Genomic DNA, 14048 nt, shown 5'->3' with positions numbered 1-14048 from the left:
CGGGGTGCGACAAGGCACGACTTTCGATGCACGGCCGCGCTGATATACTCCAAGGCAACGATTCCCTGTCATCGTATCGTCATCGTCGTCCGCCATCCTGTAACCGTGGCGGTCCCGACCTCACCGCTGGAGACACGCCTTGAGCTTCATGACCACACGTCAGTTCCCCGCCGCCCGAATGCGCCGGATGCGCCGTGACGACTTCTCGCGCCGCCTGATGCGCGAGTCGCTGCTGACCCCTGCCGACCTGATCTGGCCGGTGTTCGTGCTCGAGGGTGAGGGCCAGCGGGAGGCCGTGCCCTCCATGCCCGGCGTCGAGCGACTGTCGCTGGACCTGCTCATCGAGGAGGCCCGGGAGGCCCATGAACTGGGCATTCCCGCCCTGGCCCTGTTCCCGGTGGTCGGCGCCTCGCTGAAGAGCGAACTCGCCGAGGAGGCCTATAACGCGGCGGGCCTGGTCCAGCGCAGCGTGCGCGCCCTCAAGGAGGCGCTCCCCGGGCTCGGCATCATCACCGACGTGGCGCTGGACCCCTACACCAGCCATGGCCAGGACGGCATCCTCGATGCGCAGGGCTACGTGCACAACGACCGCACCGTGGAGACACTGCTCAAGCAGGCGCTCTCCCATGCCGAGGCCGGGGCCGACGTGGTGGCCCCCTCGGACATGATGGACGGACGCATCGGCGCGATCCGCCAGGTGCTGGAGCAGGAGCACCTGGTCAACACCCGCATCATGGCCTACAGCGCCAAGTACGCCTCGCGCTACTACGGCCCCTTCCGCGACGCCGTGGGCTCCGCCGGCAACCTGGGCCGTGCCGACAAGACCACCTACCAGATGGACCCGGGCAACGGCGACGAGGCGCTCCACGAGGTGGCCCTCGACCTCGCCGAGGGGGCCGACATGGTGATGATCAAGCCCGGCATGCCCTACCTGGACGTGGTGCGTCGCATCAAGGACGAGCTGAAGGTCCCGACCTTCGCCTACCAGGTCAGCGGCGAGTACGCCATGCACATGGCCGCCTTCGAGAACGGCTGGCTCGAGGCCGACGAGGTCATCCTCGAGTCGCTGCTCTGCTTCAAGCGTGCCGGCGCCGATGGCGTGCTGACCTATTTCGCCAAACGGGCAGCGCGGCTGCTCGCCCAGTGAGGGAAGGGCTCGGTTGACCCGACGCGGGCCTTTCCATCGACGCCAGGAGAGAGGATGGAAACCCCGCGCAGTCCCGACACTCAGGACTCCCCCCAGGTCCCGTCGGCCGAGCCGCCCACCCCCCGGCTGAACCAGACCCGCACCGGGATCAAGCCCAGGGCGCTGCCGGACCCGGCGGCGGACCTGGCCGATGCCGGGCTCTACTTCAACCGCGAGCTCTCCCACCTGCAGTTCAACGTCCGGGTGCTGGAACAGGCCCTGGACGAGGCGCACCCGCTGCTCGACCGGCTGAGGTTCCTGCTGATCTTTTCGTCCAACCTGGACGAGTTCTTCGAGATCCGCGTGGCCGGCCTCAAGCGCCAGATCCTGCTCGGCGATGATGCCACCGGCGCCGACGGGCGTTCCCCCCGGTCGGTCCTGGCCGAGATCGCCCGGGTGGCCCACGCCCAGGTGGCGCGCCAGTACCGGATCCTCAACGAGGTCCTGATCCCCGCCCTGGAGGCCCGGCGGCTGCGCTTTCGCCGCCGCGGAGACTGGTCAGAGGAGCAGCGGGCCTGGGTCCGCGATACCTTCGAGAACGAGATCATGCCGGTGCTCAGCCCCATCGGCCTGGACCCTTCCCACCCCTTCCCGCGCCTGGTCAACAAGAGCCTCAACTTCATCGTCCAGCTGGAGGGCAGGGATGCCTTCGGCCGCGAGGGGGGCCTCGCCATCCTGCCGGCTCCCCGCTCGCTGCCCCGGGTGATCGCCCTGCCCGGGGCGCTCTGCGAGGCGGGCTTCAGCGAGTACGTCTTCCTCTCCTCGATGATCCATGCCCATGCCGAGGAGGTCTTTCCCGGCATGACGGTACGCGGCTGCTACCAGTTCCGGCTGACCCGCAACGCCGACCTCTCCGTGGACCCCGAGGAGGTCTCCGACCTCGCCTCGGCGCTGCGCGGCGAGCTGCTGTCGCGGCGCTACGGCAGCGGGGTCCGCCTGGAGGTGGCCGACAACTGCCCCGACGAGCTGGCCGAATTCCTGCTCAGGCAGTTCCAGCTCGAGGAGGCGGACCTCTTCCGCGTCAACGGCCCGGTGAACCTGACCCGCATGCTGTCGGTGCTGGGCGACGTGGAGCGCCCGGAGCTGCTCCACCGCCCCTTCACCCCTGGCCTGCCCAAGTCACTGCGCAAGGCCGACAGCGTGCTGGCCGCGATCGCCGATGGCGACATCCTGCTCCATCACCCCTTCCACTCCTTCTCCCCCGTGGAGGAGATGCTCGCGGAAGCCGCCCGGGACCCGGACGTGCTGGCCATCAAGCAGACCCTCTACCGCACCGGCGCCGATTCGCCCATCGTCAATGCCCTGGTCGAGGCCGCCGGCAACGGCAAGGAGGTCACGGTGGTGATCGAGCTGCGGGCACGCTTCGACGAGGCCGACAACCTGGCGCTGGCCTCGCGCCTGCAGGAGGCCGGGGCCATCGTCATCTACGGGGTGATGGCCTACAAGACCCACGCCAAGATGATGCACATCGTGCGTCGCGAACGGGGAAGGCTGCGCTACTACGCCCACCTGGGCACCGGCAACTACCACTCGCGGACCGCCAGGCTCTACACCGACTACAGCCTGCTGACCGCCGACCCGGTGCTCTGCGCCGACGTGCACAAGGTCTTCCAGCAGCTCTCGGGCATGGGCCGGGCCCGGCATATCGAGCAGCTGCTGCACGCCCCCTTCACCCTCCACGAGGGGCTGGTGGCCAGGATCGACCGGGAGGCCGAGCATGCCCGTCAGGGCAAGCGTGCCCACCTGATCGTCAAGTGCAACGCGCTGACCGAGCCGAAGCTGATCCAGGCCCTCTACCGGGCGTCGCGGGCCGGGGTGGAGTGCGACCTGATCATCCGAGGCATGTGCTGCCTGCGCCCGGGCATCCCCGGCATCTCGGAGAACATCCGCGTGCGCTCGATCATCGGCCGCTTCCTGGAGCACACCCGGGTCTTCCACTTCCACAACGACGGCCAGCCGGAGACCTGGTGCTCCAGTGCCGACTTCATGGCACGCAACATGTTCCATCGCGTCGAGATCGGCTTCCCGCTGCTGGACAGGAAGCTGGCCGCCCGGGTCCGCAAGGACCTCGAGACCTACCTGGTGGACAACTGCCAGAGCTGGCTGCTGCGCAGCGACGGCCTCTACGTCAAGCAGCAGCCCGGCGCGGCGGCGCCGATCAGTGCCCAGGAGACGCTGCTCTACGCCTACGCCAACCGGGCCTAACCGCGCCGGAAGGCGCGCAGGTCCTCGGGATCGAAGCCGTCGACCCGCTCGGGCAGTCCCCTCTCCCGGCGGGCGACCCTGACGGTCTCGCGCTCGGCGAGCAGCTCGGCGTCGTCGTCCAGGGTACGGCCGTTGAGTTCGGCAAGCTGGGCCATGCCCTGGTGGTAGAAGGAGAGCACCGCCAGCGCCGTGTCGTTGTCCTCCGCCACGGCACGCCGCAACGCCGGCAGGTAGCCGCTGACCCGCGACAGGTGATGCTTGAGCTGCCAGACGTAGCGCATCTCGGTCATCCAGGGCCGCTCGCGCAGCACGGCGAACACCAGGCTGGTGGCCACCAGGCCGAGCAGCACCCCTGCCACGTTGAGCCAGAAGCCGCCATCGAAGAGGGCATGCAGCAGCTGGACGAACACCAGGCCGAAGACGATCAGCTGGCCGGCCATGGCCAGGCTGATGAAACGGCCCTTGCGGCGATAGGTTTCGGGGTCGTGGTCTTCGAACTGGAACGGCATGGCATCTCCTGGACCGGTGCTAGGCGGCAAATGGCGGCATTATCCCGACATTCTCCGTCCGGGTACAGGCAGGCAGCCGGCCCTTGGTGAGGGGCGCCGGGGGCAGGCCTGCAAGAGGGTCCTTTTCCAGGGAAGGAAAAGGTAGCGCCCAGGGAGGGGTTCACAGCGCCCTCGCGCAGGCCTGCCCCCGGGATAGCCCCGCCCCATCGAGATGGCAAAGACCCCCTGACAGCGAGGCGATCTCAGCTCTGGCGCAGGCGCTCCGCGGCGCCAAGCAGCAACTGCTCGGTGGTCTCCCAGCCGAGGCAGGCATCGGTGACCGAGACCCCGTAGCGCAGCTGGCCCGGCGCCAGCGGCTGCTTGCCCTCGTGCAGGTGGCTCTCGATCATCAGGCCACACAGGGCGGTCTCCCCCGCCAGCCGCTGGGCCAGCACGTCGAGCAGCACCTCGCTCTGGCGGCGGTGGTCCTTGCGGGCGTTGGCGTGACTGCAGTCCACCATCAGCCGCGGCGTGAGCCCGGCCTCCTCGAGGGCACGGCGCGCCGCCGTGACGTGGGCGGCCTGGTAGTTGGGCTCGCCGTGGCCACCGCGCAGCACCAGGTGGGTATGGGCGTTGCCCGAGGTGTGCTGCACCACCGGTCGCCCCGTCGCGTCGAGGCCGAAATGCTGGTGCGGATGGGCGGCGGCCCGCATGGCGTCCAGCGCCACGCCGATATCGCCGCTGGTGGCGTTCTTGAAGCCGACCACGGCGTCGAGGCCGCTGGCCAGCTCGCGATGCAACTGGGACTCGGTAGTCCGCGCCCCGATGGCGACCCAGGCCAGCAGGTCCTCCAGGTAGGGCGCCAGCATCGGCTGCAGCAGCTCGGTGGCCACCGGCAGGCCCAGCTCGGCGACCTCGCGCATCAGTCGCCGCGAGACCTCGAGGCCGCGGGCCATGTCGCCGCTGTCGTCCAGGTCGGGGTCGTAGACGAGCCCCTTCCAGCCCACGGTGGTGCGCGGCTTCTCCACGTAGACACGCATCACGATCAACAGCCGATCGGCGACCCGCTCCGCAAGCTCGGCCAGCCGGCGGGCATACGCCAGGGCCGCCTCGGGGTCGTGAATGGAGCACGGCCCGACCACCACCAGCAGGCGATCATCGCGGCCGGCGAGGATGTCGCGGATCGCCCGGCGCTGGTGGGCGATGCGCTCGGCGAGGCCAGGCGCCAGCGGCAGGGCACGGCGCAGCTCGGCGGCGGTGGGCAGGGCCCGGACGGGGGAGTGGATGGATCGGGCGGTATCGTTCAGGGTCGCGGTGGCAAGCGAGGCGGTCATGGCTCAACTCCGGGAAACGGACAGACATCGTGTCGTGGGACACATCGGGTGGATGCCACCGGTGATGCCACGGTCGGAGGTGGCGCACTGGCCCGACCGCGCGTCGCTAAATCGCCAGGCGCCGTAATAGCCGCGACCGAGAGTCGGGTAACGGAGCGGGAAAGCGATGGCAGCGGTCATGATGCGTCTCCTCGATGAAGGTCTCGTGTCGTCCCGAAAAGCAGAACCCCCGGGCGGGGTTGCCGTCCGGGGGTTCTGTGGAGGAGGCAACCCCTGGGGGGCGTGCCTCGCGACGATGTCTCTGCTCGGTCTGTCGTCAGGACATGGTCACCGGCACGCCGGTGCTAAACCAGTATCCAGACCAATAGCGACGACCCGCGGCGACACCCTCGTCGTCACCACGACCAGCGACCAGCACGCCGCGGGGGGCGCTCGGGCAACGGGTGGCAGCGGGGTGGGTCGTCGTCATGGTCATCTCCTGAGCGATGCCCCCATCGTGCCGTGTCGATGGGGATTTGGCAAGGGCTTCGTCTCGCTCAGGCGAAGTACTGCACCCAGCCGATGGTCGCCGGCAGGGCACTCATGCCCACCAGCACCGCCAGGCCCAGCGCCACGGCCAGCAGGCCACTGCCATCCTTGAAGTTCTCGTCATGTCCGGCCATCTGTCTCTTCTCCTTCTGCGAGGATTGTGTTGTCAGGGTCGGAGCATTCTAGCGGAGAAGACGCCCGCCATCGACCGCCCGGCAGGGCCGGATTGTCGCAGCCGGCGGGGATGCCGGCCACCATCACCGGGGTGACCCTGCTAGCGGAGGTGACGGCCACCATCCACCGGCAGGGTCACCCCGGTGATGGCGTTGTCGTGGGCACGGCCTGTTAGCGGAGGTGACGGCCACCATCCACCGGCAGGGTCACCCCGGTGATATAGCGGTTGTCGAGCAGGTAGCGCAGGCTCTGGTAGATCACCCCGGGGCCCGGGATCATCTCCATCACCGACTTGGCCTTCGCCTTCTCCACATAGGTCTCGTCGTCGCCCTCGTTGAGCATGATCAGCGCCGGCGCGATGGCGTTGACCTGGATCGCCGGCGCATACATGGCGGCGAACGACAGCGTCAGGTTGGCCAGCCCCGCCTTGGAGGCGGCATAGGCGGCATGCTTCCTGGACCCCTTCTGCACCACATGGTCGGTCATGTGGACGATGTCGCGCTGGGGCTCGCTGCACGCCTCGAGGAGTTCACGGCCATGCAGGTTGATCAGGTAGGGCGCCAGCATGTGGATGCGGAACAACCGCTCGAAGTTGGCCCCGGCCGCGTCACCGGTGGTGTCCGGGGCCCAGTCGCTGGCATTGTGGACGATGGCTCGCAGCGACGAGGTTACCGCCTTGAGGCGGGTGATGAAATCGAGGATCCCCGCCTCGGTGGCGAAATCCCCCTGCAGGGTGACGATGCCCCGCTCGCGCAGCGCCTCGAGTTCATCGCGCTCCCGCCGGTAGCTGATGATCACCGGGTGACCGTCGTCACGCAGGCGCTCCGCACAGTGTCGCCCCAGCCGCTGGGCGCCGCCGGTGATCAGGATCGGTGAGGCGCTCATGACCGGGCCTCCCTGACCAGGCTGCCGGCGGTGGGCACGATGGGATCCCGCGGCGCATAGGCGAAGACGTCGGAGAAGACCCGCGAGGGCGACAGTCCCAGGGACGCCAGCACGTCCACGCAGGCGTAGACCATGCCCGGCGAGCCCGAGAGGTAGACGTCATGGCCGGAGACGTCGTCGAGCCCCTCGGCCAGGGCCTGGTCGATGCGACCGCGATGGGCGAGGATCCGCTCGCCCGCCACCGGCTCCTCGGGCATCACTTCCGTGACCACGTGGAAGCGGAGATTGTCATGGGTCTCGGCCCACTCCCGCGGCAGCCGCTCCAGATAGAGGTCACGATGCTCCCGGGCCGCCCACCAGAGCTCGATCTCCCGCTCGGGGTCGGCGTGCAGCGCCGCCTCGATGATCGCCTTCATCTGGGCGAAGCCGGTACCGGCGGCGACCAGCAGCAGCGGCCGCGAGCTGTCCGGATCGAGCACGCAGTCGCCGCCGGGCAGGCGCAGGGTGAGCCGTTCGGCGACCTGGACCAGCTCTCGCAGGCGTGCGGAGTTCTCCCGCTCGGGCCAGTGCTGGATATGCAGCTCGATGATACCGTCGCCGCCATGGGCATTGGCGATCGAGAACGGCACCCAGGTCGCGTCGTCGAGCTTGAGTTCCAGGTACTGGCCGGGTGCATGGGCCACGGCCTCGGCACGGCCCTCCAGGGTGACGCGGAAGACGTCCGGCGTGAGATCCTCCACCTCGCTCACCTGGCAGGTCAGGGTCCTTGGCGTCATGAATGCCTCGTGTCGTTGTCGGGGGGGAGCACAATGCCCAGGTCGTTCCAGCGATCGCTGACGCGGGCCTTGACGGCCTCGTCCATGACGATGGGCGTGCCCCATTCGCGGTCGGTCTCGCCGGGCCACTTGGTGGTGGCATCCAGGCCCATCTTGGACCCCAGGCCGGCCACCGGTGAAGCGAAATCCAGATAGTCGATGGGGGTGTTCTCGACCAGCAGGGTGTCCCGGGCCGGGTCCATGCGGGTGGTGATGGCCCAGATCACGTCCTTCCAGTCGCGGGCATCGACGTCGTCGTCGAGCACCACCACGAACTTGGTGTACATGAACTGGCGCAGGAAGCTCCACACACCCATCATCACCCGCTTGGCATGGCCCGGGTACTGCTTCTTCATGGTCACCACCGCCATGCGGTAGGAGCAGCCCTCCGGCGGCAGGTAGAAGTCCACGATCTCGGGGAACTGGCGCCTCAGGATGGGCACGAAGACCTCGTTGAGGGCCAGGCCGAGGATCGCCGGCTCGTCCGGCGGGCGGCCGGTGTAGGTGGAGTGGTAGATGGCGTTCTCGCGCATGGTCATGCGCGTCACCGTGAAGACCGGGAACTGCTCGACCTCGTTGTAGTAGCCGGTATGGTCGCCGTAGGGACCTTCCGGTGCCATGTCGTCGGGGTAGATGAAGCCTTCCAGGATGATCTCGGCGGACGCCGGGACTTCCAGGTCGGCATGCCCGCACCTGACCAGCTCGGTGCGCGAGCCGCGAAGCAGCCCGGCGAAGGCGTACTCGGAGAGGCTGTCCGGCACCGGGGTGACGGCCCCGAGGATGGTGGCCGGGTCGGCGCCCAGCGCGACCGCCACCGGAAAGGGCTCGCCGGGGTTGGCCTTCTGGAACTCCTGGAAGTCGAGCGCCCCGCCGCGGTGCGACAGCCAGCGCATGATCAGGCGGTTGCGCGACAGCTTCTGCTGGCGGTAGATGCCGAGGTTCTGGCGCTTCTTGTGCGGCCCGCGGGTCACCACCAGGGCCCAGGTGACCAGCGGGGCCACGTCGCCCGGCCAGCAGTGCTGGATCGGCAGGCGGTCGAGGTCGACCTCGTCGCCCTCGTAGGCCAGGGCCTGCACCGGCGCCGAGCGCACCGTCTTCGGCCCCATGCTCATCACCTGCTTGAAGATCGGCAGTTTCTCCCAGGCGTCGCGAAACCCCTTGGGGGGCTCGGGCTCCTTGAGGAAGGCGAGCAGTTCGCCCACCTCGCGCAGGGCGGCGACGGAGTCCTGGCCCATGCCCATGGCCACCCGCTGCGGCGTGCCGAACAGGTTGCCGAGCAGCGGCATGTCGTGGCCCTTGACGTTCTCGAACAGCAACGCCGGCCCGCCGGCACGCAGGGTGCGGTCGCAGATCTCGGTGATCTCCAGGTAGGGATCGACCTCGGCGGTGACGCGCGTGAGCTCGCCCTGGGCCTCCAGGGCCGCGATGAAGTCGCGCAGGTCCTTGTACTTCATTCCATTTCCCGTTTCCGGAACGACGAAAGGGGCAGCATAGCATGCCCCTTCGATACGTCTGCGGAGTCACTGGTGGTGAGCGGCGCCCGGGACAGGCCGAAGAGGGGGTCCTATGCCAGGGATGGCATCGGTAGCGCCCAGGGAGGGGTTCACAGCGCCCCCTCGCAGGCCTGTCGCCGGGTCAGCCGCGCTGTGGCATTCCCGGCAGTCGAGGTCAGCGGCGCTTCATGGCCTCGAAGAACTCGAGGTTGGTCTTGGTATCCTTCAGGCGGTCGATCAGGAATTCGGTGGCCGCGGTGTCGTCCATGGGGTTGAGCAGCTTGCGCAGGATCCACATGCGCTGCATCTCGTCCTCGGAGGCGATCAGGTCCTCGCGGCGGGTGCCGGAGCGGCGGATGTTGAGCGCCGGGTAGACACGACGCTCGGCGAGCTTGCGGTCCAGGTGAGCCTCCATGTTGCCGGTCCCCTTGAACTCCTCGAAGATCACCTCGTCCATCTTGGACCCGGTGTCCACCAGCGCCGTGGCGATGATGGTCAGGCTGCCGCCCTCCTCGATGTTGCGCGCCGCACCGAAGAAGCGCTTGGGCTTCTCCAGGGCGTGGGCGTCGACGCCGCCGGTGAGCACCTTGCCGGAGCTCGGCACCACGGTGTTGTAGGCCCGCGCCAGGCGGGTGATGGAGTCGAGCAGGATCACCACGTCCTTCTTGTGCTCGACCAGCCGCTTGGCCTTCTCGATCACCATCTCGGCGACCTGGACATGACGCGCCGGCGGCTCGTCGAAGGTCGAGGCCACCACCTCGCCGCGCACCGTGCGCGACATCTCGGTGACCTCTTCCGGGCGCTCGTCGATCAGCAGCACGATCAGGTGGCACTCGGGGTTGTTGCGGGTGATCGAGGTGGCGATGTTCTGCAGCATCAGCGTCTTGCCCGCCTTGGGCGGCGAGACGAGCAGGCCACGCTGCCCCTTGCCGATGGGGGCGGTCAGGTCGATGATCCGTGCGGTGAGATCCTCGGTGGAGCCGTTGCCGATCTCCATCCGCAGCCGCTCCTGGGGAAACAGCGGGGTGAGGTTCTCGAACAGGATCTTGTGCTTGGCGTTCTCCGGCTTGTCGAAGTTGATCTCGCTGACCTTGAGCAACGCGAAGTAGCGCTCCCCTTCCTTCGGCGGACGAATCTTGCCGGAAATGGAATCGCCCTTGCGCAGGTTGAAGCGACGGATCTGCGAGGGCGACACATAGATGTCGTCGGGCCCGGCCAGATAGGAACTGTCGGCACTGCGCAGGAAACCGAAGCCGTCCTGGAGGATCTCCAGCACCCCGTCGCCGTAGATGGCCTCGCCGCTCTTGGCGTGCTTCTTGAGGATGGCGAAGATGATGTCCTGCTTGCGGGACCGCGCCAGGTTGTCGATGCCCATCTCGCGGGCGATCTCCAACAGCTCCGGCACTGGCTTTTGCTTGAGTTCGGTAAGATTCATCGGTGTGTTCAGAAGTTGCTCTTGGAAGCCGGGCGGCAGTGCGCCATGCGGAAAGACAGGGGCGAGACGAATACGCCGCGTGAGTGCGTTCAGAGCCCTGGCAGGCATCCACTCGTCGTATCGCGGGGCTCGTCAGGAAGTACGGAGCGGAAGCGGGTGACCGGAGTGGGGTCACCGCGGCGATGACAGATTCGAGGGAGCAGCATCATTTTCGCCTGATCAGCGGCTTACGGCAACATGGCCATGGTTGCACGCTGACGCAGTGGGCTTTCTGACGACTTGGAAACTGACCGATACGGGGAATGCCGTGCAGCGGTCGGGAAGCATTCGGAACAGGCGAACGCCTCGATACTAGTCAAGGGCGAGAGCAAACGCAAGCCCCCGCCCGGCAAGGGCCGCAATTGACAAGCCCCGGGGGTGCCCGCACCCTTGGCCACACGACCGAAGGACAAGCACATGCACCAGCCCACGGACAGGCTCCCCCGACCTTCCCGGACACTCGAGAGCCGGCCGGCCACGCAGCGCCTCGCCGCCATCGACCTGGGATCCAACAGCTTTCACCTGCTGGTGGCCAACTACCGTGACGGGCGCCTGCAGGTGGTGGCCCGGCTCGGCGAGAAAGTGCAGCTGGCCGCCGGCCTGGACGAGGACGGCCTGCTGGAGGAGGCCACCATGGCGCGGGCCCTGGCCTGCCTGGAGCGCTTCGCCCCCTACCTGTCCGATATCGACCCCGGCCACCTGCGGGTCGTGGGGACCAATGCCCTGCGCGACGCCGCCAACAGCCAGGACTTCATCGAGCGGGCCGAGGCGCAGCTGGGCAAGCGCATCGAGATCATCGCCGGCCGCGAGGAGGCGCGCCTGATCTACCTGGGTGCCGCCCATGCCCTGGCCGAGGACGGCCGGCGGCTGATCGTCGATATCGGTGGCGGCTCCACGGAATTCATCATCGGCGAACGCTTCGAGCCGCTGGCGCTGGAGAGCCTGCGCCTGGGTTGCGTCACCTTCACCCACCGCTTCTTCGGTGACGGCGAGCTCAGCGAGAAGCGCATGCGCCGCGCCGAACTCGCCGCCCTCTCCGAGCTGGCCAATATCCGTCGCCCCTACCGGGAGCTGGGATGGGAGGATCCGGTGGGCTCCAGCGGCACCATCAAGGCCGCCGCCGCGGTGATCCATGCCGCGGGCGGGGCGCCGGAGGGGGTGATCACCCGAGAGGGACTGGCCTCGCTGCGCGAGCGGCTGATCGAGTGCAAGCGACTCGACAGGGTCGCCCTGGAGGGGCTCAAGCCCGACCGGGCCAGGATCTTCCCCGCCGGCGTCGCGGTGCTCTGCGCCATCTTCGAGGCCTTCGAGCTCGATACCATGCGCTACGCCGACGGCGCCCTGCGCGAGGGCGTGCTCTACGACATGGTGGGGCGCAACAGCCCGGAGGATTCCCGCCTGAAGAGCCTGGAGAGCCTCGAGCGCTGCTATGGCGTGGATGGCCGCCAGGCCACCAACGTGGCCGAGACGACCCTCGCCCTGTTCGACCAGGTCCGCGAGGCCTGGCGGCTGGACGACGACCAGGCACGCTTCCTGGCCTGGGGCGCCCGCCTCCACGAGATCGGCCTGGCGATCTCCCACAGCCAGTTCCACCGCCACGGCGCCTACCTGCTGGAGCACTCCGACCTGGCCGGCTTCTCGCGGCCGGAGCAGCGCCTGCTGGCCTTCCTGGTGCGCGCCCACCGCCGCAAGTTCCCGCTCAAGGAGTGGCAGGCCCTGCCCGCATCGGAGCAGCGCTCCCACGCCCGGCTGGCGCGGCTGCTGCGCCTGGCGGTGCTGCTCAACCACACCCGCCCCGAGCAGCCGCCCGCCCCGCCGCGGCTCGAGGCTCGGGGCGAGACGCTGCGCCTGCGGCTCGACCCCGGCGACGAGGCGACCCTGCTGGCCACCGACCTCGAGCAGGAGGTGGCCTACCAGAAGGCCGCCGGCCTGCCCCTGGAGCTGACCGCCGACTGACCCTCAGCGGGACGACGCCGGATCGGCCCGCCAGCCCTCGGCACAGGCCAGCCAGCGCGGCTCCTGCGGGTCGAGCAGCGCCACGACCCGCTCCCCCTGCCACACCACCAGCAGCCGGTCGCGCTCCCAGGGCGGCACGCCGGCCTCCTGCAGCAGCCGCTTGAGGTCCCGGCTGCCGCGCCCGGCCAGGCGCAGCCGCTCGCCCCCCCGCCTGGTCGCGAGCCGCAGCGCGGGGGGTGCCCCGGCCGGCTCGACCGGGCCCAGGGACACCTCGACCTCCCCCAGCGGGGTGAGCAGTGGCGCCCGGCCATCCCACTCGGCCTGCCAGTCGGGCGGCAGCGGTGCCGGGGACGCCAGCAGGTGGAGATGGCCCCGCCACACCCGCGCCTCGGTGCCGGCCCAGGCCACCCGCGTCTCGGCATCCTGTCGAGCGTCCAGCTGCGCCAGCAACGCCTCCAGGCGCCTCGCCGGCGGGGCGGGCAGGCCCAGCCGCTCGCAGGCGTGGCGAACCAGCAGCCGCTGGCGCGCGTCGGAAAGTGCCAGCAGGCCATCCAGCGGCAGGCACCCGGCCGCCCCCCCCAGCCGTGCCAGGTCCTCACCGGCCAGCTCCGCGAGCAGGCCGTCGGCCTCGCCGGCGTGGCCGGCCGCCGCGGCCAGTGCCGTATCGGCGTGGGGCCAGCGGCGCTCGAGCAGCGGTATCACGGTACGGCGCAGGAAGTTGCGGTCCAGGGTCTCGTCGAGGTTGGAGGGATCCTCGACCCAGCCCAGGCCACGACGGCCGGCCTCGGCCTCGATCTCGACCCGGGAGGCCGCCAGCAGGGGCCGCTCGATCCAACCGTCGCGCCAGGCGCGTCGCGCCGGCATCGCCGCCAGGCCCCTCACCCCGCTGCCGCGCAGGGCGGCCAGCAGGAAGGTCTCGGCCTGGTCATCGCGGTGCTGGCCCAGCCACAGGGTCTCGCCGGGGAGGACGCGCCTGGCGAAGGCGGCGTAGCGTGCCGCCCGGGCCGCCCCTTCGAGCCCCCGGCCCCGGTCGAGGTCGACCTCGACCCGCTCGACGAACAGCGGCACGCCCAGGCGTGAACAGAGCCGGCGGCAGTGGAGCTCGAAGCCATCGGCGGCGGCCTGCAGGCCATGGTTCACGTGGAGGGCCCGCAGCGGGCGGGGGTGGCGGCGACAGGCCTCGGCGCCCAGCGTCACCAGCAGCGAGGAGTCGAGCCCGCCGGAGAGGGCCACCCAGACAGGCCGCCCCGGCGGGGTCTGGGCCAGGGCGTCGTCGATAAGAAGCTGAAGGGACATGGCAAGCACCCTGATAGGCAAATCGCCGAGGCCGCCCGGAACGAAAAGCCGCGGTATCGGAATCAATAGCCTGAAGGCGCCCGAAGTGGCCGCCGGCGCTGGCGGGCCCTATGGGGTCAGACCCCAGTCAAGCCGCCATGCCTGGCTCGGCGCACTCTACCAGCGACTTCACCGCCGCCGGGGTCTGACCCCATAGGGGCCACGTCGCCGAGAA

At 69.3% G+C, this 14048-nt stretch carries 11 protein-coding genes; 3 read left to right on the top strand and 8 right to left on the bottom strand.

The features are described 5' to 3' along the window. The first annotated feature begins 148 nt into the window (after positions 1-148). Positions 149-1147, top strand: coding sequence for a porphobilinogen synthase (gene hemB / locus ACOMD9_RS02845; protein ID WP_421412281.1), 999 nt, complete (start codon positions 149-151; stop codon positions 1145-1147). Between the two features lie 54 nt (positions 1148-1201). Continuing rightward, positions 1202-3391 carry a polyphosphate kinase 1 gene (gene ppk1 / locus ACOMD9_RS02840; RefSeq protein ID WP_421412043.1) on the top strand — a complete coding sequence of 730 codons (2190 nt, stop codon included), beginning with the start codon at positions 1202-1204 and terminating at the stop codon, positions 3389-3391. Here the strand turns inward: ppk1 and ACOMD9_RS02835 are convergent. The 7 genes from ACOMD9_RS02835 to rho form a co-directional block, all read right to left on the bottom strand. After that, positions 3388-3900 carry a DUF3087 family protein gene (locus ACOMD9_RS02835; RefSeq protein WP_421412042.1) on the bottom strand — a complete coding sequence of 171 codons (513 nt, stop codon included), beginning with the start codon at positions 3898-3900 and terminating at the stop codon, positions 3388-3390. The genes ppk1 and ACOMD9_RS02835 overlap by 4 nt on opposite strands. A 242-nt stretch (positions 3901-4142) precedes the next feature. Continuing rightward, positions 4143-5213, bottom strand: coding sequence for a 3-deoxy-7-phosphoheptulonate synthase (locus ACOMD9_RS02830; RefSeq protein ID WP_421412041.1), 1071 nt, complete (start codon positions 5211-5213; stop codon positions 4143-4145). Between the two features lie 536 nt (positions 5214-5749). Further along, positions 5750-5875 carry a hypothetical protein gene (locus tag ACOMD9_RS02825; protein WP_421412040.1) on the bottom strand — a complete coding sequence of 42 codons (126 nt, stop codon included), beginning with the start codon at positions 5873-5875 and terminating at the stop codon, positions 5750-5752. A 211-nt stretch (positions 5876-6086) separates the two neighbouring features. Then, the gene (folM, locus tag ACOMD9_RS02820) at positions 6087-6800 is read right to left on the bottom strand and encodes a dihydromonapterin reductase (RefSeq protein WP_421412039.1); all 714 of its coding nucleotides are present in this window, start codon (positions 6798-6800) and stop codon (positions 6087-6089) included. Continuing rightward, positions 6797-7576: an NAD(P)H-flavin reductase gene (locus tag ACOMD9_RS02815; RefSeq protein WP_421412038.1), complete on the bottom strand. Its 780-nt coding sequence runs from the start codon at positions 7574-7576 to the stop codon at positions 6797-6799. Before ACOMD9_RS02815 ends, folM begins: the two co-directional genes overlap by 4 nt. Further along, positions 7573-9069 carry a 4-hydroxy-3-polyprenylbenzoate decarboxylase gene (gene ubiD / locus ACOMD9_RS02810; protein WP_421412037.1) on the bottom strand — a complete coding sequence of 499 codons (1497 nt, stop codon included), beginning with the start codon at positions 9067-9069 and terminating at the stop codon, positions 7573-7575. The genes ACOMD9_RS02815 and ubiD overlap by 4 nt, the downstream gene beginning before the upstream one ends. Positions 9070-9283: 214 nt before the next feature. After that, positions 9284-10543, bottom strand: a complete 1260-nt coding sequence (gene rho, locus ACOMD9_RS02805) for a transcription termination factor Rho (protein WP_102627000.1) — start codon at positions 10541-10543, stop codon at positions 9284-9286. Between the two features lie 456 nt (positions 10544-10999). Here rho and ppx point away from each other — a divergent pair, with 456 nt between their 5' ends. Beyond that, complete coding sequence (ppx, locus tag ACOMD9_RS02800; RefSeq protein ID WP_421412036.1) at positions 11000-12538, top strand: exopolyphosphatase; 1539 nt, start codon at positions 11000-11002, stop codon at positions 12536-12538. A 3-nt stretch (positions 12539-12541) separates the two neighbouring features. Here the strand turns inward: ppx and tilS are convergent, their stop codons facing one another. After that, positions 12542-13834, bottom strand: coding sequence for a tRNA lysidine(34) synthetase TilS (gene tilS / locus ACOMD9_RS02795; RefSeq protein WP_421412035.1), 1293 nt, complete (start codon positions 13832-13834; stop codon positions 12542-12544). Between the last annotated feature and the right edge of the window lie 214 nt (positions 13835-14048).

Origin of the sequence: Halomonas terrestris, assembly GCF_049166755.1 — a bacterium.
Taxonomy (GTDB): Bacteria; Pseudomonadota; Gammaproteobacteria; order Pseudomonadales; family Halomonadaceae; genus Halomonas.
This window is presented reverse-complemented; position numbering and strand designations above follow the sequence as displayed.